This window comes from Pelistega suis (assembly GCF_013133795.1).
Classification (GTDB): domain Bacteria; phylum Pseudomonadota; class Gammaproteobacteria; order Burkholderiales; family Burkholderiaceae_B; genus Taylorella; species Taylorella suis.
Genome location: NZ_JABGBN010000002.1, coordinates 392,548 through 416,269, shown reverse-complemented (window position 1 = coordinate 416,269; position 23,722 = coordinate 392,548). Strand labels below are relative to the sequence as shown.

The 23,722-nt window shown below is 41.6% G+C and carries 23 protein-coding genes; 9 read left to right on the top strand and 14 right to left on the bottom strand.

What is annotated here, in order from left to right; all coding sequences use genetic code 11:
• Positions 1–100 precede the first annotated feature (100 nt).
• The 6 genes from murJ to lpxK form a co-directional block, all read right to left on the bottom strand.
• On the bottom strand, positions 101–1,714 hold the full coding sequence (gene murJ, locus HKX39_RS05280) for a murein biosynthesis integral membrane protein MurJ (RefSeq protein WP_171680249.1): 1,614 nt from the start codon (positions 1,712–1,714) through the stop codon (positions 101–103).
• Between the two features lie 236 nt (positions 1,715–1,950).
• Complete coding sequence (locus tag HKX39_RS05275) at positions 1,951–2,709, bottom strand: 3-hydroxyacyl-CoA dehydrogenase (RefSeq protein ID WP_171680248.1); 759 nt, start codon at positions 2,707–2,709, stop codon at positions 1,951–1,953.
• A gap of 20 nt (positions 2,710–2,729) precedes the next feature.
• The gene (gene adk / locus HKX39_RS05270) at positions 2,730–3,383 is read right to left on the bottom strand and encodes an adenylate kinase (protein WP_171680247.1); all 654 of its coding nucleotides are present in this window, start codon (positions 3,381–3,383) and stop codon (positions 2,730–2,732) included.
• A gap of 79 nt (positions 3,384–3,462) precedes the next feature.
• Entirely contained in the window at positions 3,463–4,245 is a 783-nt protein-coding gene (gene kdsB / locus HKX39_RS05265) for a 3-deoxy-manno-octulosonate cytidylyltransferase (protein WP_171680246.1), read from the bottom strand.
• A gap of 10 nt (positions 4,246–4,255) precedes the next feature.
• Complete coding sequence (locus HKX39_RS05260; RefSeq protein WP_171680299.1) at positions 4,256–4,432, bottom strand: Trm112 family protein; 177 nt, start codon at positions 4,430–4,432, stop codon at positions 4,256–4,258.
• A gap of 49 nt (positions 4,433–4,481) precedes the next feature.
• Positions 4,482–5,579 (bottom strand): tetraacyldisaccharide 4'-kinase, encoded by a 1,098-nt coding sequence (lpxK, locus tag HKX39_RS05255; RefSeq protein WP_171680245.1) that lies wholly within the window; start codon positions 5,577–5,579, stop codon positions 4,482–4,484.
• Positions 5,580–5,982: 403 nt separating this feature from the next.
• Between lpxK and xseA the strand changes: the two genes are divergently transcribed.
• On the top strand, positions 5,983–7,362 hold the full coding sequence (xseA, locus tag HKX39_RS05250) for an exodeoxyribonuclease VII large subunit (protein ID WP_246226045.1): 1,380 nt from the start codon (positions 5,983–5,985) through the stop codon (positions 7,360–7,362).
• 53 nt (positions 7,363–7,415) lie between these two features.
• Positions 7,416–7,994: a superoxide dismutase [Fe] gene (gene sodB / locus HKX39_RS05245; RefSeq protein ID WP_171680244.1), complete on the top strand. Its 579-nt coding sequence runs from the start codon at positions 7,416–7,418 to the stop codon at positions 7,992–7,994.
• Between the two features lie 96 nt (positions 7,995–8,090).
• Here the strand turns inward: sodB and HKX39_RS05240 are convergent, their stop codons facing one another.
• Positions 8,091–8,225: an entericidin A/B family lipoprotein gene (locus tag HKX39_RS05240; RefSeq protein ID WP_171680243.1), complete on the bottom strand. Its 135-nt coding sequence runs from the start codon at positions 8,223–8,225 to the stop codon at positions 8,091–8,093.
• A gap of 249 nt (positions 8,226–8,474) precedes the next feature.
• Here HKX39_RS05240 and HKX39_RS05235 point away from each other — a divergent pair, with 249 nt between their 5' ends.
• Positions 8,475–10,547: a PhoX family protein gene (locus HKX39_RS05235; RefSeq protein WP_171680242.1), complete on the top strand. Its 2,073-nt coding sequence runs from the start codon at positions 8,475–8,477 to the stop codon at positions 10,545–10,547.
• 110 nt (positions 10,548–10,657) lie between these two features.
• Positions 10,658–11,767, top strand: coding sequence for a high-affinity branched-chain amino acid ABC transporter substrate-binding protein (locus HKX39_RS05230; RefSeq protein WP_171680241.1), 1,110 nt, complete (start codon positions 10,658–10,660; stop codon positions 11,765–11,767).
• 56 nt (positions 11,768–11,823) lie between these two features.
• Here HKX39_RS05230 and HKX39_RS05225 read toward each other — a convergent pair whose 3' ends face one another.
• The 4 genes from HKX39_RS05225 to ugpB all read right to left on the bottom strand — a co-directional run bounded on the left by HKX39_RS05225 (position 11,824) and on the right by ugpB (position 16,055).
• Positions 11,824–12,909, bottom strand: a complete 1,086-nt coding sequence (locus HKX39_RS05225; RefSeq protein WP_171680240.1) for a sn-glycerol-3-phosphate import ATP-binding protein UgpC — start codon at positions 12,907–12,909, stop codon at positions 11,824–11,826.
• Between the two features lie 12 nt (positions 12,910–12,921).
• The gene (ugpE, locus tag HKX39_RS05220) at positions 12,922–13,767 is read right to left on the bottom strand and encodes a sn-glycerol-3-phosphate ABC transporter permease UgpE (RefSeq protein WP_171680239.1); all 846 of its coding nucleotides are present in this window, start codon (positions 13,765–13,767) and stop codon (positions 12,922–12,924) included.
• 14 nt (positions 13,768–13,781) lie between these two features.
• Positions 13,782–14,663, bottom strand: a complete 882-nt coding sequence (gene ugpA / locus HKX39_RS05215; protein ID WP_171680238.1) for a sn-glycerol-3-phosphate ABC transporter permease UgpA — start codon at positions 14,661–14,663, stop codon at positions 13,782–13,784.
• Between the two features lie 84 nt (positions 14,664–14,747).
• A complete protein-coding gene (gene ugpB, locus HKX39_RS05210) occupies positions 14,748–16,055 on the bottom strand; it encodes a sn-glycerol-3-phosphate ABC transporter substrate-binding protein UgpB (RefSeq protein WP_171680237.1) in 1,308 nt (435 codons plus the stop codon).
• A 302-nt stretch (positions 16,056–16,357) separates the two neighbouring features.
• On the opposite strand from ugpB, the gene proC reads away from it, so the two are divergent.
• From proC to HKX39_RS05185, 5 genes are all read left to right on the top strand, one after another.
• Positions 16,358–17,167 carry a pyrroline-5-carboxylate reductase gene (gene proC, locus HKX39_RS05205; RefSeq protein WP_246226043.1) on the top strand — a complete coding sequence of 270 codons (810 nt, stop codon included), beginning with the start codon at positions 16,358–16,360 and terminating at the stop codon, positions 17,165–17,167.
• A 128-nt stretch (positions 17,168–17,295) separates the two neighbouring features.
• Positions 17,296–18,222: a high-affinity branched-chain amino acid ABC transporter permease LivH gene (gene livH, locus HKX39_RS05200; RefSeq protein WP_171680236.1), complete on the top strand. Its 927-nt coding sequence runs from the start codon at positions 17,296–17,298 to the stop codon at positions 18,220–18,222.
• Positions 18,219–19,451: a high-affinity branched-chain amino acid ABC transporter permease LivM gene (locus HKX39_RS05195; RefSeq protein ID WP_281356444.1), complete on the top strand. Its 1,233-nt coding sequence runs from the start codon at positions 18,219–18,221 to the stop codon at positions 19,449–19,451. Before livH ends, HKX39_RS05195 begins: the two co-directional genes overlap by 4 nt.
• Positions 19,448–20,212: a high-affinity branched-chain amino acid ABC transporter ATP-binding protein LivG gene (gene livG / locus HKX39_RS05190; protein ID WP_171680235.1), complete on the top strand. Its 765-nt coding sequence runs from the start codon at positions 19,448–19,450 to the stop codon at positions 20,210–20,212. The genes HKX39_RS05195 and livG overlap by 4 nt, the downstream gene beginning before the upstream one ends.
• A 1-nt stretch (position 20,213) precedes the next feature.
• Positions 20,214–20,915, top strand: a complete 702-nt coding sequence (locus tag HKX39_RS05185) for an ATP-binding cassette domain-containing protein (protein WP_171680234.1) — start codon at positions 20,214–20,216, stop codon at positions 20,913–20,915.
• Between the two features lie 404 nt (positions 20,916–21,319).
• Here HKX39_RS05185 and HKX39_RS05180 read toward each other — a convergent pair whose 3' ends face one another.
• The 3 genes from HKX39_RS05180 to HKX39_RS05170 form a co-directional block, all read right to left on the bottom strand.
• Positions 21,320–22,699 carry a nucleobase:cation symporter-2 family protein gene (locus HKX39_RS05180; RefSeq protein ID WP_171680233.1) on the bottom strand — a complete coding sequence of 460 codons (1,380 nt, stop codon included), beginning with the start codon at positions 22,697–22,699 and terminating at the stop codon, positions 21,320–21,322.
• Positions 22,686–23,159, bottom strand: a complete 474-nt coding sequence (locus tag HKX39_RS05175) for a T6SS immunity protein Tdi1 domain-containing protein (protein WP_171680232.1) — start codon at positions 23,157–23,159, stop codon at positions 22,686–22,688. Before HKX39_RS05175 ends, HKX39_RS05180 begins: the two co-directional genes overlap by 14 nt.
• 93 nt (positions 23,160–23,252) lie before the next feature.
• Complete coding sequence (locus HKX39_RS05170) at positions 23,253–23,720, bottom strand: TM2 domain-containing protein (protein ID WP_171680231.1); 468 nt, start codon at positions 23,718–23,720, stop codon at positions 23,253–23,255.
• Positions 23,721–23,722 lie beyond the last annotated feature (2 nt).

Genomic DNA, 23,722 nt, shown 5'->3' with positions numbered 1-23,722 from the left:
TCAAAATAGAATAGGGTTTATACGTGTATCCGCATAAAAAAAACGGATATTACTGCTCGTAATACCCGCTTTGAAGGAGGAATAGGGGGGGATAGAGCGATTATCGCTGTCTAGCAAAGTCTTTAAGACGAAAACCCATCATGAAAAGTGTCGCAAAATAAATGATGGCACTTATTACCAAAACAATCAGTAAAGCCATAATTCGGCTGCTACTTGCAACCCAATGACCATTACCTAACCATTGACTTAGAAATAGGCTGAGCGATTGATTTAGACTATTCGGGTCTTGCATTTGCCAATCAATAAAATGTTGAGCGCCATATAGCCATGCTCCTAAGACGATTAATGCGGGTAGAATACGAGCAAAGAAAGGCAGCCAGCGAGAATGTGGAATATAGGCTTGACGGCGACGTAGACCAATATATAAAAAAGAGGCATTGATTGTGGCACCTAGACCTACGGATAAGGCTAAACCCGCATGGTGGAAATAAGGAACAAAGATAAGATTTAAAATTTGTGTGCTGATAAGGACAAAAATAGCAATCTTAACCGGTGTTTTAATATCTTGTTTGGCATAAAAACCGGGCGCTAGAATCTTAACCGATAAAATACCAATCAAACCGACTGCATAGGCAACTACGGCTGTTTGAGTCATAAGTACGTCTTTGTGGGTAAATGCGCCGTAGTTGAATAAGCTGGCGACTAGGCCTTCACTTAGTAGGGCAAGACCGAGTACACAAGGAAGGCCTAAGAGAAAGACTAAACGTAGTCCCCAGTCTAACAAGCGACTATAGGTCTGAACATCTTCTTTAGCGTTAGCGGCCGAAAGACTTGGCAATAATACTGTCCCAATAGCAATACCTAATAATGCCGTAGGAAACTCCATTAAACGATCGGCAAAGGATAGCCATGTTACGCTGCCTGCGGGTAGCCATGTGGCGATATTGGTATTAATCAGAATGGAAATTTGAGCAACAGAAACCCCAAGAATTGCAGGCCCCATTAGTTTGATAATACGGCGTACATCAGGATTGTGCCAAGCGTCACGGATTTTGTGGCGAAAGCTAGGTAATAAGCCGATTTTGGCTAATGCTATCCATTGTACAGTCAGTTGTGCAATGCCCCCCAGCATCACACCTGCTGCTAAGGCATAAATGGGTTGTGTGAAAGTCCCGATGAGAAAGAAACAGGCAAAAATCATTGCCAAGTTAAGAAGAACAGGAGTAAAAGCCGGAATAGCAAATTTTTTCCAAGTATTGAGCACGCCAGAGGCAAAGGCGACGAGTGACATACAAAGGATGTAGGGGAACATCATCCTCGTCATCCAGACAGCCTCAGCAAAACCGCTTCCTTCACCTTGACGCATACCTGTTGCCATCGCCCAGACAACGATAGGGGCACCAATAATGCCGATAATGGTGACGACCAATAAGCTAATAAATAACACCAAAGCGACATGATCTAGTAGAGTTTTGACTTTTTCAGGCGCTTGATTGGCTTTTTGCTCTCCGAGGATAGGGACAAAGGCTTGAGAGAAAGCCCCTTCGGCAAAAAGACGACGAAGTAAATTAGGGATACGGAAAGCCACCCAGAACGCATCTGTCAAAGGACTGGCGCCAAAAGTCCGGGCAATCAGAATGTCACGGATAAGACCGGTAATGCGAGATAATAGGGTAAGACCACTAATGGTGGCGGCAGAGCGAAGTAAACTCATATCAAGCGCATGAAAATAGAAAGAAGTCTATTTTAACAGATTGCAAGAAATCTCTATATGAAAGAATTTTAAGTAATAAAGAGGTAGCCATAACAAAGAGAATTTATCTTGTCGCTATGATAAAAAACCAGTGCTAAAGCACTGGTTTGGAGGATAAGTATCGACTTAATTGACTAATGAAATAACGTCAAAATCAATTAGCGTGAGACAATACAATACTCAAATAAAGTAGACCATTAACGTGGTTGTAGACGAATCGCACCGTCAATACGAATTGTCTCACCATTAATCATATCATTAGTGATAATACTATGAACTAATTTAGCATAATCCTCTGGACGACCTAGACGTGATGGGAATGGGATATTGGCAGCAAGAGAGTCTTGGACTTCTTGTGGCATACCAAACATCATCGGTGTACCGAAAATCCCTGGAGCAATAGTATTGCAGCGGATGCCAGAGCGTGCTAAGTCGCGAGCGATAGGTAATGTCATACCAACGACCCCACCTTTAGAGGCTGAGTACGCCGCCTGACCCACTTGACCTTCGTATGCAGCGACTGAGGCGGTATTGATAATAACGCCACGCTCACCCGTAGACTCCGGTGCATTTTTCTCCATGGCTTCAGCCGCAACACGAATCATATTAAAGCTACCCACAAGATTAATATTGATGACTTTTTGGAATAAATCGAGTGGATGAGCTCCGTTTTTGCTGGTTGTCTTATGTGCAGGTGCAATACCAGCGCAGTTAATTAGACCAAAAAGTGAACCTAGTTCAACCGCTTTAGCAACGACAGCCTTGGCATCTGCTTCAGAAGATACATCACAATGGACGAATGTCTGACCGAGTTCTTTGGCATAAGCTGTACCTGCTTCGTCTTGTACGTCAGCGATAACGACTTTGGCACCGTTATCAACCAGCATTTTGACAGTACCTGCACCTAAACCAGAAGCACCACCTGTTACGATAAAGACTTTATTTTGAATTTCCATCACATGTCTCCTAATAAATTTTATTTCAATGCATCCGCAATACGTTGAGTGATTTCTTCTACTTTACCTACACCAGATACTTTAACGTAACGAGGTGCCGTTGCGGCGTCATTTTTTGCCCAGTTAGCGTAGTAATCTACAAGAGGACGTGTTTGTTCTTGATAGACATCTAGACGTTTACGAACGGTTTCTTCTTTGTCATCATCACGTTGAATAAGTGGTTCGCCTGTCACATCATCTTTGCCCTCTACTTTAGGTGGGTTGAATTTGACATGGTAGCTACGACCACTCTCAGGGTGAATACGGCGACCACTCATGCGTTCAATAATGTCTTCGCTAGGAACATCAATTTCAACGACATAGTCTAATTTAATCCCAGCGTCTTTGAGGGCATCAGCTTGAGGAATAGTACGAGGGAAACCATCAAAAAGATAACCATTAGCACAGTCGGCTTGAGTCAGACGATCTTTGACAAGACCAATAATGATGTCATCCGAAACAAGTTTGCCCGCATCCATAACCTTTTTGGCCTCAATACCGAGAGGGGTTTGTGCTTTAACGGCAGCGCGTAGCATATCACCAGTTGAGATTTGTGGAATACCATATTTTTGAGTGATAAAACTAGCTTGTGTACCTTTACCCGCACCTGGAGGGCCAAGAAGAATTAGACGCATAAGGTTCTCCTGAAAAATGGTTGATTTTTAAAATATGATTATAAAAGTTTTATGTTAAAAAATGTTAAATTATGTACGTTTACTTTGCGTATAGATGGTGCTTTGCAAAATAGTCGCGCATATTTTGTAAGTCTTCAGCCGTATCTACACCGGGTAATGGTGCTTGAGCTGTTTTTAATACAAAGATGCGATGACCATGCTCTAGTGCACGTAATTGCTCTAGCGATTCGAGTTTTTCGTGTATTCCTGTACTTAATTGGGGGAATTGTTTTAAAAAACTGACACGATACGCATACAAACCAATATGATGCAATGCAAAATCAGGTTTTGGTAATTGGGATTTATCCCTAGCAAAATCATCTCTTGCCCAAGGAATAGGGGCACGCGAAAAATACAGAGCAAAACTGCGTTGATCGCAAACCACTTTAACGATATTCGGGTTAAAAAACTTATCTACCTCACTGATAGGGTAGGCACATGTCGCAATAGATGCCTCTGGATGTTGGATGAGCGCTTGAGCCACTTGATTGATTAGTTGAGGGTCGATAAGAGGTTCATCACCTTGCACATTTACTACAACGGTATCATCCGATAAATTAAGTTGCGTAACCACTTCAGACAGACGATCAGTACCAGACGGATGGTTGGGTGATGTCAATAACGTCTCAAAACCATGTTCTGCTACAACGTTTTGGATGTGTGTATCGTCGGTGGCGACGATAATTTGTGCTGCCGATGATTTTTTAGCTTGTTGAGCCGTACGAACAACAAGCGGTAAACCCGCGACATCAAGTAACATTTTTCCCGGTAGCCGTGTTGAGGCGGCACGTGCTGGAACAATAGCAATAAAAGGCGTAGACATGATGGAAGACTTAGTCAGCAGAGGATTTGAGCGAACGTGCTTGCTCTTTTAAAAGAATAGGAATGCCATCTTTAATAGGATAAGCGAGTTGTGCCTCATCAGAAATAAGCTCTTGTTTTTCTGCATCGTAACGCATAGGCTTTTTAGCGACAGGGCAAAGGAGTTTTTTAAAGTGTTCTGGATTCATCATCATCAAGATTAATAAGAAAGATAAAGTTACCACAAGTATAAGCGAATCAATGCGTCAATGGCGGCAATTGTTGATAGATATCCTCAAAAAAATGCGTAGGTTTGAACTGCGCCTTAACATGAGCTACCCACCAGTTTGACTGTGCAAAGCCTTGACATTTTGCCGCATCCTTACTCGTCATTAAGAGTAGCCCTTGTGTATAGTTACGAAAATCCTCAGGACTAAAAGCGTAGTGATCGGCAAATGATTGTGTCTGGATAAGAGATAAACCAATGCGGCGTAGACTTTGAAAAAAACGTTGTGGATGGCCAATACCAGCAATGGCACTCATGGGAAGATGAGCGAATTTAGCCTTAAATGTGTCTAGCGAGAGTTTTTGACCAGTTTGTAAATGCTCAAATTCCACTAAGGCAAGATGCATATACACTTCACGTGGCTGACCAGTAACAGGTAGCATAGAAGTCTGTGCTTGCTCAAAAAGTGTCGTGTCATTGGTAACGATAAAGTCTACTGAGGTAAGTCGAGAAGCGGGTTCGCGTAGAGGGCCTGCTGGTAGCATAAGCCCATTACCGATACCACGACTATCTTGAACGATAATTTCAATATCACGTGCCATCGCATAATGTTGTAAACCATCATCACTGAGAATAACGGTGATATTAGGGCGATTGGCCAGTAAACATTCAATGGCTTTTTGACGCTGTGGGTGCACCGCAATAGGGGCGACTTGTGCTAATAAACTTGGCTCATCACCGATAAAGGTACTCAAGGTTGATAAGTTAGCTTGTTTGGGGAGGGTATGTGGAGTCGTAGACAAATCAGCAAATCGCGCATCATCCTTAAGTGTAGCACCGTAACCTCGGCTAATGATACCGGGACGATGTCCTTTTTCCTTTAATGCTTCAACTAAAGCCAAGGTAAGTGGTGTTTTACCTGTGCCACCAATAAAAATATTGCCGATAACAATGACAGGGACAGGCGCTTTATAGGATTTTTTTTGTCCAGACAGATAGGCGAGCCGTTTTTTCTTTGCGATGTATTCGGCTAATTTGCTCAAAGGCAATAATGTACTACTGAACCACCCCTTGGATAGCCAAAGTTTTTGGATGGTTTGACTGGCAGTGGTAGCGATAGCAGAAAACATGGAGAGTCGAGTAGAAGCTATTTATAAATATAAAGAGTAGCGTTAGTATAGCAAACCACTTCAAAAATTGGGTACACTAAGGGAATAATAACTGGAATAATGTGCTTATTTGAATATGTTATCCACAGTTTTTTTTGGATAACTAGGTGGATAAAGTTATCCCCATTTTTTGTGGATAATGTTGTGTAAAACTTGCTTTAATCTAGTATTTACTAATAGGCGCTTAGTGTTGCTTAAATCTTGTGCAATTTTTTTGAAATAAATTTAATTTTTTAAAATCATATAGTTATGAATTTATTTTGAAGAAAAAGTTTATGTTTTAACGCTAATTGCTAGAAAAAAACGCTAGGTGATTGATTTTTTCTCGCTGTGGAAAAATTTAATGTTTTTTTAAAGAAAAAAGATGCAATTTCAAAAAAATTATGCTAGAGCGGAGTATATGGATATAGACTCCTTCTCAACAAAACAAGAAGAAGTCATTAGCGTAGCGGACTTAAATCGGTATGTGGCTCAAGTATTGGGGCAGCAAGTACCGATGTTATGGGTAAAAGGAGAAATTTCTAATTTAACTATAGCGGCGTCAGGGCATTGGTATTTTTCCCTTAAAGATGATAGCGCTATGGTCTCAAGTGTGATGTTTCGAGGTCGGGCAGCCTCGGTGGGTTTTCGTCCGCAAAATGGTTTAGAGATTGAAGCTTTAGGGCAGGTGGGATTGTATGAACCACGTGGTACTTACCAGTTTATTATTGAGCAAATGCGTCAAGCGGGTAAGGGTAATCTACATGAAGAATTTTTGCGTATTAAAAATAAATTAATGCAAGAGGGCTTATGTGATAGCCATCGTAAGAAGTCTTTACCTAGTTTTATTAAAACGGTTGGTATTGTGACTTCATTAGGTGCAGCAGCGCTGCAGGATGTACTCACAGCCATACGCCGACGCGCTCCTTATATCAATATTATTATTTATCCTAGTTTAGTACAAGGCAAGGAAGCTCCTTATGCATTAAGTCATGCTTTAATGCAAGCAAAGCAACGACAAGAGGTGGATGTATTACTGCTTGTGCGAGGAGGGGGAAGTATTGAAGATTTATGGGCGTTTAATGATGAAAGTCTGGCTCGCTTGATTGCCGATATGCCCATGCCGGTGGTAAGTGGTGTAGGGCATGAAACAGATTTTACGATTGCAGATTTTGTCGCTGATATGCGTGCACCTACCCCAACGGCGGCAGCGGAGTTGGTATCCGTAACGACAGAGAGCTGGTTAAGTCTTTTAGAGGGGTATCGACAGCGATTGTCGCGTGGCTTTGCGCATCGTATGCAGAATTTCTCTATTCGTGTTGATAGGGTGAGTATGCGGTTGGTTTCACCGCAGCAACGATTAGCACAGTTACAGCAAAAATATCACTATTTGCAAAAGACGTTACACCAAGCGATACAACAAATGCTTAGAGAAAAAGCCTCTGATTTATCACAAGAGATAAGGGCATTACAAGCGGCATCTCCAGCGGTGGAAGGTTATTATCAAAAAGTTGGTCATTTGACGACGAGATTAAATCGCATGATGCCTTTGGTATTACAAAAAAAACACGCACAGTTACAGGCCAAAAAAGAAGCATTGCAAGCCTATAATCCTCGCGCCATTTTAAAACGAGGATATTCAATTACTTACAATAGCCAAGCTCATGTGGTGAAACACGCAAATACCGTGAAAGCGGGTGAAAAATTACGTATTGAGTTGGGTAATGGTCAGCTTGAAGTTGTGGTTTTAGCTGAAGAAAATTAATTTCTCGTGTTAGAATAAAAGGGCGTTAACTTTTTAAAGAAAAGGATTTACTTATGACACATACTTTACCAGCATTACCTTATGCTTTAGATGCATTAGCACCACATATCTCTAAAGAGACTTTAGAGTTCCACTATGGTAAACATCACCAAACTTATGTGACTAACCTTAACAATCTTATCGTTGGTACAGAGTTTGAAAATGCATCTTTAGAGGACATCGTTAAAAAATCATCAGGTGGTATTTTTAACAATGCGGCACAAATTTGGAACCACACTTTCTACTGGAATAGCCTATCACCAAACGGTGGTGGTGAGCCAACAGGTGCATTAGCAGATGCAATTAAAGCAAAATTTGGTAGTTTTGATGCATTTGTTGAAGCCTTCAATAAATCAGCAGCAGGTAACTTTGGTTCTGGTTGGACATGGTTAGTGAAAAAAGCAGACGGTTCAGTAGATATTGTTAATACAAGCAATGCAGCGACACCATTAACAACTGCAGACAAACCGCTATTAACCTGTGATGTATGGGAACACGCTTACTATATCGACTACCGTAACTCTCGTCCTAACTACTTAGGTGGTTTCTGGAAATTAGTTAACTGGAAATTTGCAGAAGCGAATTTTGCTTAATTAGCGCATTTTCTCAGCCGAGATAATATAAAAACTCGCTACCTTGTGCAAGGTAGCGAGTTTTGTTTTTGGTATATTTTGGAAAAATAGGATGAATTAGCCTTCAATAGCTTTTTCCATTTTTTGACCAGCATTTTGGATGTCTTTACCAAGTCCTTGAGTAGTTTGACAACCTGCTAGACCTAACATAAATAAAGCCGCTAATACAGCACTCATTGTTTTCTTTGACATCATACTTCTCCTTAAATAAGTGATGGAATTCTTTTCAGTATAAAAGAGTTAATGGTTTAGGTCAAATAATTTAATTTGCATGGATTAAATGCTAATTAATGATTATCTTCGTCTAAAAATTGATAAAAAGGTAGATTTTTCTTCATGGTGTTTCCAGCTTTTATCAGCAAAGTGCAATAAAGTTGTCATATCTGTTTTCTATAATCCTGCCATCAATACTAACCCCTTATTTACTCAAGGATAAATACGATGCAACTGTTTTTAGATAATGATGATTTCCCAAGTAATCCAAGTCAGCAAACAGCATTTAATGAGTTACTTGCGACTCAACTTTCTCGCCGAACTGTATTAAAAACAGGGGTAGTAGGTAGTACGATGGCATTTTTTGGGTTGAATTGTGCTGCTCAAGCGGTTGCACAGACGACAGATACGAAATCCTTAGCCACCATGTCATTTAAAGGTGTAGAGGCAAGTACTGGCGATAAAATCATTGTTCCTGAGGGATATAGTTATCAAGTGATTTCTCGTTGGGGGGATCCTCTTTTTGCAAACTCACCTAAATGGAAAGGTGATGCAACAGAAGACTCTGCAGCACAAGCCTTGCAAGTGGGTGATAATCATGACGGTATGACATTTTTCCCGATTGATGGCAAAGCGGATGAGGGTTTATTAGTTCGTAACCATGAATATATTAATCCAGCGTATATTTTTCCAAAAGGCGTAGAAGTGGCTGGAGAAGGGTGGAATGCTGACTGGGTGAAAAAATCACAACGTGCCCAAGGGGTGAGTGTTGTTCATATTCGCCTTGATAATGGCAAGAAGTGGCAAAGTGTATTAGATTCACGTTATAACCGTAGCATTAATGCGCATGATACAGAAATGGTTATCGTAGGGCCTGCGGCGGGTGAAGACTTAATGAAAACTCATGCAGATCCCACAGGTACTGTCGTGTATGGTACGTTTGGGAATTGTGGTAATGGTTTTACACCGTGGAATACGTATCTTACCTGTGAAGAAAACGTGACCGATTATTTCGGTACTACCAAAGAAGGTGTCAAGGCGGATATGCATATGCAGCGTTATGGCGTGTCATCAAAAGCCTCTGACGGAGATTATCGTTGGGAGTTATTTGATAAACGCTTTGATGTGGTAGAAGAACCCAATGAATGGAATCGTCATGGTTGGATTGTTGAAATTGATCCTTTTGACCCGCAATCGAAACCTAAAAAATTAACGGCTTTAGGTCATTTTAAGCATGAAAATGCGGCATTTGCTGTGAGTAATGACGGTCATGTTGTCATCTATATGGGTGATGACCAGCGTAGTGAGTATATCTATAAGTTTGTCTCAAAAAATAAATACGATGCGAATAATCAAGCGGCTAATCGTGATTTATTAAACGAAGGAACGCTTTATGTGGCTCAGTTTCTAGATGGGGCAACCAAGGGTGATTTAAAAGGTGAGGGGAAATGGATTGCCTTGACGTTGGATACTGTTGGAGTAGACGGTAAAAAATTAGCAGAACACTTTAAGACACAAGGTGAACTTTTAGTAAAAACCCGTCAAGCCGCTGATTTAGTGGGTGCAACGCCAATGGATCGTCCGGAATGGGTAGCAGTACATCCGCAAACCAAAGAAGTGTATGTAACGCTGACTAATAACTCAGACCGTGGTAGCGATAAAGAGCGTAAGGGGATGGGAGGTGTAAAACACCCTGGTGTGGATGATGCTAATCCTCGAGTCAAAAATCCATATGGACAAATTGTACGTTGGAATGAGCAAGATACAGATGCAGCGGCATTGAGCTTTACTTGGGATGTTTACTTGCTTGTAGGTAACCCATCTATTCATCCAGAAGGTAATCTCATGGCAGGTACAGCGAATATGACGAGCAAAAACTTATTTAATAGCCCGGATGGTCTTGCTTTTGATAAAGATGGCCGTATTTGGATTCAGACTGACGGCAATTTCTCTAATACGGGTGCTTATGAGGGTATGGGAAATAACCAAATGTTAGTCGCTGTACCTCAAACAGGATCAACAGAAGGTGAAATTCGCCGTTTTATGGTGGGTCCTTCTGGTTGTGAGATTACAGGCATTACGTTTACGCCCGACCAAAAATTTGTTTTTGTAAATATTCAACACCCGGGTGAATATGGTAAGCATCCTCGTGCACCAAAAGAGGTCAATCCTCAAGATCAACCATTAGCATTTTCGCAATGGCCGATGGGAGATAATGAGGATACCGAAAATAGTGGCGGTCGTCCACGAGCCGCTACAGTGGTTATTTGGCGTGATGACGGAGGTATTGTAGGCGCCTAATTCCTCAAGCTTAGGAGTGGCTGTATGTCGGCTATTAGGGTTTTTCATAATATTACATAGTGAATCAATTCAGTATGCTAAACACATCAGATGTTTTACGAGGAGAGAAGATGAAATTCCGTTTATCGACATTAACAGCCACTCTAGGCTTATCAATGATGGCAGCTACCGCACACGCTGATGTGGTTAAAATTGCGGCTGTAGGTCCTGTTACTGGACCAGTCACACAATATGGTGATATGGTACGTGAAGGTATCATGACAGCTATTGAGAAAATCAATGCAGAGGGAGGTGTTGACGGTCACACATTTGAAATGGTGACGGTGGATGACGCATGTGAACCTAAGCAAGGGCCTACTTCAGCAAACTCTGTAGTAAACCAGAAAATTGGCTTTGTTGTTGGTCCTGTATGTTCGGGTGCAACACTAGGTTCTGCGCCTATTTTTGATGAGCAAGGTATTGTGATGGTGACACCGAGTGCGACATCACCAACCATTACTGACGGTAAGGGCTATAACTTTATTTTCCGTACTATCGGTCGTGACGATCAACAAGGTCCAGCGGCAGCTGCTTTTATCGCAGGCAAGAAACCTGCTAAAGTAGCTGTACTACACGACAAACAATCTTACGGTCAAGGTGTAGCAACCTCAACGCGTGATAACTTGAAAAAACACGGTATTGAAGCGGTTCTTTTTGAAGGTATCAATGCAGGTGAGTCAGATTACTCTTCAGTCATTACTAAACTAAAATCACAAGGCGTTGATTTCGTCTATTACGGTGGTTATCACCCAGAATTAGGCTTATTACTACGTCAAGCACGTGAACAAGGCTTTAATGCTCAGTTCATGGGCCCAGAGGGTGCGGGTAATGCTGACATTAATGCGATTGCTGGCGATGCAGTTGAAGGCATGTTAGTGACTTTCCCGCCAGATTTCTCGGCTAAACCAGAAAATGCTGAAATCGCTAAGCTTTTCAAAGACAAAGGTCGTGATGCTTCAGGTGCATTCCAATTAACGGCTTATGCCGCTACTCAAGTGATTGTTGAGGGGATTAAAGGTGCTAAGAGCACAGATCCAGAGAAAGTGGCTGAATGGCTACACGCTAATAAGGTGAATACCGTTATTGGTGAGTTGAGTTGGGAGAAATCAGGCGACTTAACAAGCTTTGCGTTCGATGTGTTTACATGGCACAAAGACGGCTCTAAGAGCATAGCGAAGTAATTTCTTAAGTTGAAAGGAAAAGGGAGCGTAGTGATACGCTCCCTTTTTTATGAAGATTAATCTTCAATACGGCGACCTGTCTCGCTATCAAACCAATGCAATGGGAATTTTTGATTGCTACCAATCTTAATCGTATCACCTGCTTTGATAGGATGCTCATCGGTTTCGTGTAAATCTGCACGTAATACTAGCGATTGACCGTCTAATGAGCAGTGAATTAATTGCTCAGAACCTAGGATTTCTACCATTTCCACCGTTACAGGGAATTGAGGAATATGTAAGCTTAAGTGTTCTGGACGAATACCTAAAATCGCTTTTTTACCTTTAACGCTGTTTTGGATAGTTTGATTACTGATAGCTAAATCAATACCATTTTCTGTTTTGATGTGACCATTGGTATCGACAGCCACATTAATAAGGTTCATCGGAGGAGAGCCAATAAAGCTCGCTACGAAAGTTGATGCTGGTTTATCAAATACCTCGACAGGTGTACCGATTTGCTCAGCATAGCCTTTATTCATCACCACCATACGGCCTGCTAGTGTCATGGCTTCTACTTGGTCGTGAGTCACATAAAGACTCGTTGTTTTTAAGCGTTGATGTAGCTTTTGAATTTCAAGACGCATTTGTACACGGAGTTTTGCATCAAGATTCGATAAAGGCTCATCGAACAGGAAGACTTTAGGCTCACGTACAATCGCACGACCCATTGCCACACGCTGACGTTGACCACCTGAAAGCTGGCGAGGACGACGCTCTAATAAGTGACCTAGCTCAAGAATCTTAGCGGCTGCTTGTACGCGTTTGTCAATTTCCTCTTTGCTGAGTTTACGGATTTTGAGACCATAAGCCATATTTTCGTAAACAGACATATGAGGGTAGAGGGCGTAGTTCTGGAACACCATGGCAATATCACGATCGGCTGGCTCAAGGTTGTTTACCACTTTACCATCAATTTCGATATTGCCACTTGTGACTGATTCAAGACCTGCTACCATACGCATTAAGGTAGATTTACCGCAGCCAGAAGGACCGACGATAACAATGAATTCACCGTCTTTAACATCTAAATCTACGCCGTGAATAACTTCTACACCACCCGGGTATACTTTTTTAACTTGTTTAAAACTTAAGGTTGCCATTTTATTTAAATCCTATTTTTCTGAGTCCACAAGACCCTTCACAAACCATTTTTGCATGAGTAGTACCACAAGCCCGGGAGGAATCATGGCAAGAATTGCTGTTGCCATCACGATGTTCCAGCTTGTTACGCTATCACCACCACCAATCATTGTACGGATACCCACCACAATAGGGGTAAAGTCCTCAGAGGTTTTCATGACAAGAGGCCATAAGTATTGGTTCCAGCCATAAGTGAACTGAATCACAAATAGGGCAGCAATACTGGTACGAGACAGTGGGAATAAAATATCTTTAAAAAAGCGCATTGGACCTGCACCGTCAATACGAGCTGCTTCAATCAATTCATCAGGTACGGTTAAGAAAAACTGACGGAATAGGAAAGTAGCGGTTGCTGAAGCAATTAAAGGTAAGGTTAAACCGGCATAGGTATTGACTAAACCTAGATTAGATACCACTTCAAAAGTAGGTGAAATACGTACCTCAACTGGAAGCATTAAGGTAATAAAAATCATCCAGAAGAAGAACATACGGAAAGGGAAACGGAAATACACAATTGCAAAGGCTGAGAGCATAGAAATCGTGATTTTACCGATGGCAATGACCATAGCGGTGACAAAGCTTACCCATAGCATATTGCCGACAGGGACAGCATTGGCACGACCACCGCCAAATAAGGCGTCACGGTAGTTTTCTACTAGGTGAGAGCCAGGAATAAGCGACATAGGGGCATTAGCGACTTCTTGAGCGGTTTGTGTCGAAGCAACAAACGCTAAATAAAGAGGAAATGCGACTAAAATAAGGCCAATAATTAATGTGGCGTGGGCTAGTACATCTAGCCAGGGGCGACGTTCTACCATTTGTACTCTCCTAACTAGTATTGTACTTTGCGGTCAATATAACGGAATTGGATAACCGTTAGAGCAACCACCATTAATAAAAGAATAACCGATTGTGCACCTGATGAGCCATAGTCAAAAGACTTAAAGGCCGTTTTATAAACATTATAAACAAGCACATTGGTTGACGAACCTGGACCGCCTTGGGTGGTAATATCAATAATCGCAAAGGTATCAAAGAAGGCATATACCATATTGATGATTAATAAGAAGAAGGTCGTAGGCGATAGTAGAGGAAATACAATTGACCAGAAACGACGGAAAGGAGAGGCGCCATCAATGGCAGCAGCCTCAATAAGAGATCGAGGGATGGCTTGTAAACCGGCTAAGAAGAATAAGAAATTATAAGAAACTTGCTTCCAAATAGCCGCCATGACAACGAGTGACATGGCATCACCTGAATTAAGGCGAGGATTCCAATCAAAACCTAAATTGGTGAGATAAACGGCCACAGTACCTACAGCAGGAGAAAACATAAATGCCCATAAGACACCTACTACAGCAGGTGCAACGGCATAAGGCCAAATAATCAGCGTTTTATAGGTGGTAGCAAATTTGATGACTCGGTCTGCCATGACAGCCAATAAGAGGGCTACAGCTAGACCAATTCCTGCTACTAACACAGAGAAGATAATGGTGACCCAGAAAGAGTCATAATAGTTAGGGTCGCTAAAGAGTCGAGTATAGTTTTCAAAACCGACAAATTCAGCATCACCACCGAAAGCACTTTCTAAGAAGAAAGATTGCCAAATGGCTTGCCCCGCTGGCCAAAAGAAAAAGACCAGTGTAATGGCAACTTGAGGTGCTAGCAGTACGTACGGTAGCACTTTATGCGTGAAGACAACGCGTTTTTCCATAAATGAGTACCAAAAATATAACAAAAATTGCGGAGGTAAAGACCTCCGCAACGTTATTATAGCAAAGCCTTATATGAATAAGGATTATTTGTTGCTATTTTCAAAACGAGCTAACAATTCGTTATCACGTTTATTCATTTCAGCTAGAGAATCTTTCACAGAAACTTTTTGTGAGAAGATTTTTTCCATTTCGCCTTCTTGAATATCACGGATTTGTGGTAAGAAACCTAGACGAACACCACGAGATGCGTCGGTTGTTTCTACGTTTAATTGTAGGAAAGGAACATCAGTACCTGGGTTTTTCTCATAGAACCCCGATTCTTTTGTTTTCTCGTAAGCGGCTTTAACCACAGGCACGTAACCTGTATCTTGGTGCCATTTCGCAGCAACATCAGTACCTGCTAAGTAGTGGAAGAAAGCAGTGATACCTTTGTATGTTTCAGCTGATTTTTTGTTAAACACCCATAGCGAAGCACCGCCGATAACGCTGTTTTGTGGTTTATCAACGATTTCGCTATTGTATGGTAGGCGATCAATACCGAATTCAAATTTAGCATTTTTCACAAAGCTACCGCGAGAACCACTTGAACCTGTGAACATCGCACATTTACCAGAAGAGAATAGGGCATTACCCGCATCACCGCGACCAGCGTATGTGAACGTACCTTCTTTAGACATTTCGTTTAATAACTCAAAGTTTTTAACAAAAGCATCTTGAGTTAGGTCAATACGAGCATCTAAACCAGCAAAACCGTTATTTTTAGAAGCGTAAGGAATGTTGTGTAAGGCAGCGAAGTTCTCTACAAGAACCCATGATGGCCAAGAAGTTGTGTAACCACACTCTACGCCAGCGGCTTTAAGTTTTTTAGCGGCTTCACGGATTTCTTGATAAGTTTTTGGTGGGTTATTAACATCGAGACCTGCTTTAGCAAATAGGTCTTTGTTATAGTAAAAAACAGGTGTTGAGCTGTTAAAAGGCATAGAAGCTAGTTTACCACTTGCTTCTGAGTAGTAACCAGCGATACCTGGTACAAATTTCGCAGGGTCAATTGGGTTACCGGCTTCTTCACTCATTTCTTGGATAGGCTTAATCGCACCTTTTGAGTACATCATTGTTGCAGTACCCACTTCGAATACTTGAATAATGTCAGGCGCTTGACCAGCACGGTAAGCCGCAATACCAGCGTTCATTGATTCGCCGTAGTTACCTTTGTAAGTTGCTGTTACTTTGTAGTCAGATTGGCTTTTGTTAAAACCTTCAACGATTTCGCTAACGCGCTCACCTAGTGTGCCTTCCATTGAGTGCCAGAAAGAAATTTCTGTTGCTGCATAAGCACTGTTAGTGGCTGCTAATAATGCAGCTAATGATAAAGCCTTAGGGATAAATTTCATTATTGCCTCTCCATAAATAGGGCTAAACATTTTTCAAAAAAATTGCCGAGCAGAACTCGACTGAACAACATAATATTACTCGTATGTTACAAAAGTGTGAAGAGGAAAATATTATTTTTACCAAAATCTAGGGTTTACCCTAGATTTTGATGGTGGGGTTATGCGCTTATGTCCAATAGATACTTTGCGAAGCAAAATTTGACGTGTAATATTAAGCGTTTATGAGTACGGGCTTGATTGGAAAGTTGATGCTCGTTTAAAGGGTTTCGTCAATTTCATTAATGAAGAAGTGTGGGATAAAGATGACATTAGCAATTGCATTTATCGGTGGTGGAAATATGGCTCAAGCTATGGGTCGAGGTATTGTGACAGCCAAAGGCAGCGGAGAGACGATTTATGTGATGGATCGTAATCCAGAAACGCTAGAGAAATGGCAAGGCTGGGGAGCTACAACGGGATTAGCACCTTCAGCGACCTTGTCGGAGTGCAAAGTGTGGATTTTGGCAGTTAAGCCGCAGAATTTAAAAGAGGTGTGTGAGTCGATTAAGCCATATTTAAAAGCGGATACTCTAATTATTAGTGTGGCTGCTGGTATTAGTATGGCCTCTATGCAACAATGGCTTGGACATGAGCGTATTATTCGTACGATGCCAAATACCCCTGCATTAGTAGGTATGGGGATGACGGGAATGTTTGCATCTTCCGTAGTGAGTGGCGAGGATATTGCGCTGGCAGAGGAAACGCTAAGCTATATGGGGGGAGTTGTTAAGGTTGATCAAGAAAGTCTTATTGATGCGGTAACGGCTTTATCGGGTAGTGGGCCTGCCTATATTTACCTTTTCATTGAGTCGCTTATTGCAGGTGCTACGAAAATGGGACTTACCGAAGAGCAAGCAAAGCAGATGGCCGTGGCAACGGTCGCAGGGGCAGCTAAGATGGTAGAAACAACAGGAGAGACACCTGCTAAATTAAGAGAAAATGTTTCTTCTAAAGGGGGGACAACATTAGCCGCTTTAGGAGTTTTTTATGAACGTGGCCTACCTAAGATTGTAGAGGACGCAATGGTCGCAGCAGCGCGTCGAGCAGGAGAATTGTCTAAAGAATTAGGCTGAATTTTCTAGAAAATGCACCAATATAAAGCAAGGTTAAACCCTAATAGGCTAAATAGGCTGACTGCGAGTAGAATAGGGCGATTCGATTTTAGTCATCGACATTTTCGTAGTTTTTTTCGGGAGTGGGAATGGACGCATTTTTACCACAATTTTTACAGCAATTATTTAATGGTCTCTCGCTAGGGGCTATTTATGCCTTAATTGCGATTGGTTATACGATGGTGTATGGCATCATTGGTATGATTAACTTTGCTCATGGCGAAATCTATATGATTGGCGCTTATGTTGGTCTGATTACTTTGACAGCATTGGGGGTTGGAGGTGAGGTGCCACTTCCTTTGCTTATCATGAGCATGATTGTTATCGCTGCTTTTGTGACAGGGTGCTACGGTTATACCGTAGAGAGAGTCGCTTATCGACCTTTACGTAGCAGTCCTCGTTTAGTATCGCTTATTTCAGCGATTGGTATGTCGATTTTCTTACAAAACTGGGTGGCTTTAGGTCAAGGTGCCAAAGATACGGCGGTACCGAATATCCTTCCAGGCTCATTTCAATTAGCAATTAGTGAAGAGTTTTCTATCACGATTACTTATGCACGTTTATTGATTATTGTCGTGGTCTTCTGCTTGATGGTGGCGTTGACATTATTCATTAAAAATTCTCGTATGGGACGTGCATCGCGTGCTTGTTCGCAAGATATGCAAATGGCAAACTTATTAGGGATTGATACCAATAAGGTCATTTCATTTACCTTTGTTCTTGGTGCGGTATTAGCAGCGATTGGTGGCGTATTAATTGCCATTACGATTGGTAAGCTTAATCCGTTTATTGGTTTTATTGCGGGTATTAAGGCCTTTACGGCAGCAGTATTGGGTGGTATTGGCAGTATCCCCGGAGCGATTTTAGGTGGGGTATTGTTAGGTATTTCGGAAACAATGGCGGCGGCTTATATCTCTTCTGAATACAAAGATATTGTTGCCTTTAGTTTATTGGTTCTCATTTTATTATTTAGACCAAGTGGTTTGTTAGGTAAGCCGGAGGTAGAAAAAGTATGATGAAAAATCTAAAAGATGCTTTTTTTAGCACGGCAATGACGGCTATTTTAGCTGTGCCTATCTTTGGTCTAACGCTAACACGCCAAGGGATTAATACGGTTGTCGAAACAAACTATGCCCTTGTTGCATGGGGATGTTTAGCGGTATTTTTATTTCAAATGATTGTTCGTCCTTTATTGGCACGAAACAAAACAGTAAGCCGTATTAAATTGCCTGAGTGGCCTACACTAAGCCAAAAGAAAATCAATTTAATTTTATTCTTTGTGGTAGCCATTGCTGCGATTTGGCCTTTCTTTAGTAATCGCGTTTCTGTGGATATTGCGACCTTAGTTTTAATCTACATTATGCTTGGTTTAGGACTAAATATTGTCGTCGGTTTCGCTGGCTTACTTGACTTGGGCTTTGTGGGCTTCTATGCCGTGGGCGCCTATACTTATGCCTTATTATTCCATTGGGCAGGTTGGGGGTTCTGGGAGGCATTGCCTTTGGCTGGTGCAGGAGCGGCTTTATTTGGTTTCCTATTGGGCTTCCCTGTGTTACGTCTACGAGGCGATTACCTAGCGATTGTCACCTTGGGGTTTGGTGAGATTATTCGTTTATTATTAATCAATCTTAATCAATGGACGGGTGGTCCAGATGGTATTTCGGGTATTCCAAAGCCTAGTGTATTTGGCTATACGATGGCGCGCCGTGCACCAGAGGGTGAGCAAACTTTTCATCAATTAATGGGGTGGAAGTTTGATAATATGGATGTCGTTATTTATCTCTATTTAATGGCACTTGCTTTAGCCGTTATCACTTTATTATTATCAAATCGTTTGGTTCGCATGCCGATTGGTCGTGCATGGGAGGCCTTACGGGAGGATGAAATTGCTTGTCGATCATTAGGCTTAAATCCAACCAAGGTTAAACTCTCAGCATTTACCTTAGGTGCTATGTGTGCCGGTTTTGGTGGAGCATTCTTTGCTGCTCGCCAAGGTTTAGTTAATCCAGAGTCATTTACCTTTATTGAATCTGCCTTAATTTTAGCGATTGTGGTATTGGGTGGCATGGGCTCTCAAGTTGGTGTGATTTTTGCGGCTATTTTATTGACGGTATTGCCAGAACTTGCGCGTCAATTTGCAGAGTATCGTATGTTGATTTTTGGTCTTGTGATGGTACTGATGATGATGTGGAGACCACAAGGTCTACTACCAGTTAAACGTCCGCATGTGGAGATTTCGTCATGAGTGAAGTCGTATTGTCCGTACGTAATCTAGTCATGCGTTTTGGTGGCTTAGTAGCAGTAGACCAAGTCGCATTTGATGTAAAGAAAAATGAGATTTTTTCTATTATTGGCCCTAATGGTGCCGGTAAGACTACAGTATTTAACTGTGTTAGCGGTTTTTATTCCCCCTCTGAAGGACAAATCTCTTTATTTGGTGAAAATATCACCGGTAAACCGAGTCATGTGGTAGCTAATCATGGTTTAGTACGTACATTCCAAAATGTACGCTTATTTAAAAATTTAACGGCTTTAGAAAATCTATTAGTCGCACAGCATAACCATTTATCGGCAGGTTTTATTGCCGGTCTTTTAAACTTACCTTCTTATAAGCGAAGTGAAAAAGCTGCCTTAGAAAATGCGGTGAAATGGCTAGACTTTATGGGTTTACGAGATATGGCTAATCGTGAGGCTGGTAATCTAGCCTATGGACATCAACGTCGCTTAGAGATTGCCCGTTGTATGATTACTAAACCCAAATTATTGTTGCTTGATGAGCCAGCGGCAGGTTTAAATCCTCAAGAGAAAAAGGATTTAGCGCGTATGATTGATCAATTACGCCATGAGTTTGATATTTCTGTCTTACTTATTGAGCATGATATGAGCTTAATTATGGATATTTCAGACCGTATTATGGTAATGGAAATGGGTAAACCATTAGTGACGGGTTTGCCAGAGGAGGTTCGTAATGATCCTCAAGTGATTAAGGCTTATCTAGGAGAATAGCGTGCTAAAGTTAGAGAATGTGAGTGCACATTATGGCGCTATTCAAGCGTTACATAATGTCAGTATTGAAGTAAATGAGGGTGAAATCGTTACGCTTATTGGTGCCAATGGTGCAGGGAAAACGACACTCTTAAAAACCGTTTGTGGGAATCCCCGTGCATCAAGCGGTAAGATTACCTTGTTTGGTAAAGATATTACCCATGACGAAACGCATTTGATTATGCGTAATAGTATTGCAATCTCGCCTGAGGGGCGTCGTGTATTCCCAGCCTTAACGGTGGTAGAAAATCTTAAAATGGGTGGTTTCTTTTTAAATACCCAAGAAACTGAAGAGGGGATTGAACATGCGTTTAAATTATTCCCTCGTTTAAAAGAGCGTGCTAATCAACGTGCAGGGACTATGTCAGGTGGTGAGCAACAAATGCTCGCTATTGGCCGTGCTTTAATGAGTCGTCCGAAGTTATTACTACTCGATGAGCCTACCTTGGGACTTGCGCCACTAATTATTGCGCAGATTTTTGAGATTATTCAAACGATTCGTGCTGAGGGTGTGACGGTATTCTTGGTAGAGCAAAATGCAAATAAGGCTTTGCAAGTGGCTGATCGTGGTTATGTGTTAGAAACTGGCAAGGTTGTGTTGCATGATACAGGGGCGAATTTACTCGTCAATGATGATGTCCGCAAGGCATACCTAGGGCATTAAGGGGTAATGCTAGTTTAGTACCAGCCCACACGGAGAGACATTCACTCGTAGCGACATTGGAAACGGCGAAGCACTTTCCGGAGCAAGAGTGAACTGTCTGCAGTGTGGGCTGTACAACGCAAAAAGTGCTAATCAGTACTAGGGTTTGCTACACGTTCCGTGCAGTCGCTCGAACAGAGCCTCACTTCGTTCGCCTAACTCGTTTTGTGCATCGAAACGTCTTCGCAAACCTTGAGTGCTTGTATCAATCACAATCACCCACTTCAGAACATTGTGTATTCGCTCGGACAGCAAAGTGCTTCGCTATCGCTCGCCGTTTGCAAACTCGCTCGGTACATCAAGTTCTCTCCGTGGGTGCTTGTGATAGTGCCAATGAGCACCAGCCCACACGGAGAGACATTCCATTAAGCCTCTAAATCTCCTTCAATATACACACGTTTCATTTTGTCCTCAGGCAAAATGATATTGAGTACAACAGCAGCAATACCGCCCATACAAATTGGATTTTGAAAGAGAATAGGTAACTGTGCAAATACAGTCGGCTCAAAGGCAACGCCTAAACCTAAACCCACAGAGGTTGCACAAATAATCGCTTCACGACGGTTAATACCGTTTGTCATAATAATACGCACACCTGCAATGGCAATGAGACCAAACATCAATACCATGGCTCCCCCAAGCACAGGGCTAGGGATTGTCGTGAAGAAACGACCCACGACAGGGAATAGCCCTAAAATCACTAAAATCGCCGCGATATATTTGCCCACGTGACGAGAAGCCACACCAGTCATTTGAATGACACCGTTGTTTTGGGCAAATGTCGTTAAGGGTAAAGAGCCTACTGCTGTTGCAATGACAGAAACTAAACCGTCAGCCATAACACCGCCACGAAGACGAGAGGTATATTCTTCACCTTCGATAGGTTTGTTTGATACCATCGCTGTTGCAGTTAAATCACCGACCGCCTCAAAGACACTTAATAAGAAAATCGTGCCAGCAAGAATAAAGGCATGCCAATCAAAATTAAAGCCATATTTAAATGGAATAGGAATTGTAATGAGGGGTAGATTTTGTAGTGGACTAAAGTCAACAATACCCATAAAAAGCGCAATGATGTAGCCGACAATTAGGCCAATGGCAATACCACTCATACGAAGGAATGGATTTTTAAAGCAGTTAAAAACCAAAACGATCACAAGCACTAAACTGGCCAAGCCAAGATTTTGCCAAGAGCCAAAAGTACCATTTGATTTTGCACCAAAACCACCACCAAAATCAGTAATACCGACATGAATGAGGCTAAGACCAATCATCATTACGACAACACCGCTTACGGTAGGGGTGATGATTCGTTTAAGATAAGGTAATACCCAAGCAGCCCCCATGACAAGGAAAGCACCCACAAAGGAAACGCCTAGTAGAGTAGAGATAACGATATCTTCAGTTAAGCCTTCTTTTTGCATACCAAGACCGAGAGTAATCATTACGGTAACAAAAGAGAAGTTAACGGATTGGATAGACAATAGACCAGAGCCTATCATCCCAAAGCGATTGACTTGTAGGTAAGTACCAATACCAGAGGCTACCATAGCCATGGAGACAAGGTAGGCGGTAATCTCTGTGGATAGATTGAGTGCACCGCCTACAATAAGAGCAGGGGTAACCATAGGGACGAAGATGGCTAATAAGTGCGTTAATGCACTTAAAAAGGCACTAAAAAAAGGGGGCTTATCTTCGAGTTGATAAACTAAGTCAGTTGGGTTTGCAAGCTTATGTGGTTGCATCTGGATTTTCCTCTTCCATTTCTTGAGCTAATTGATCGATTTCGCACCATAGTCTGCCCATATCATCAAAATGCGTCGCAATATCGAATAGTTCTAAATTGTCACTACTGACTTCACCACCGAGGACTGGTGGTTCTTTAAAACTATAGACGGTATTGTCTGGCATGGATAAGTGCATCAAGGGTGCGAGGAGTTCGAGAGAGAAGTAGTCAATGACAAACTCTCTATCATTTAAGAGTTCGCGAAAATCAGCGATAGAGTCGGCAATAGACTCTAATTCACCGTCTAGCGTATCTAAAAAGAATATTTCACCGCTTTGGGGTTCAATAAGAAAAGCATCCCCCAATTTGGTAATCATCACGATTTCTAAGCGTGGTTCAAATAACCATGCCCAGTTTTTTAATAATTCTTTGGCTTTTAAATGTTCACTGGGAACGGTTAAATCTTGAATTTCCATCATATTTATTTCATTAAAATGAGTAGATTAAAGCTTTATTTGTTTTGAAAATCGAAAAAAGACTCAAGAGAAACCTTGAGCCTTTATATGGTTTAGTTACACACGATATTTAAGTTTGAACTCTTCATCCGTACTAAACGCAAAACGTGCAGCATCAATAAAGCTCACTAATACGGTTAATGGCGCAAAAATCATACTGAGAATGATATATAAAATACCTTTGCCATATTGATTGAGATAAAAACGATGAGCACCTAACCAGCCTAGGAAAATCGCTAGAATAATGGCAATCTTACGTCTGTTGCCCGGTGCATTTAGTTCATCGCCATGCTTGCTAAAGACCCAGAATGAAGCAATCACTGTGATGATAATAGCGAGTAATAATTTAAATGGATTGGCTTGAATAAAGTCGTAAGCATACGCATAAAAATTACGCCAATATTCAAAAACAAAACCAAAAATATTTTCTAAGAAATGGAAAAGCGTAACGAGTAAACCTTCGCCAAACATTAAGGCGATTAGTACGGCGATAAAGATAACGATAGGAATAAGAATTTTTTGCATAA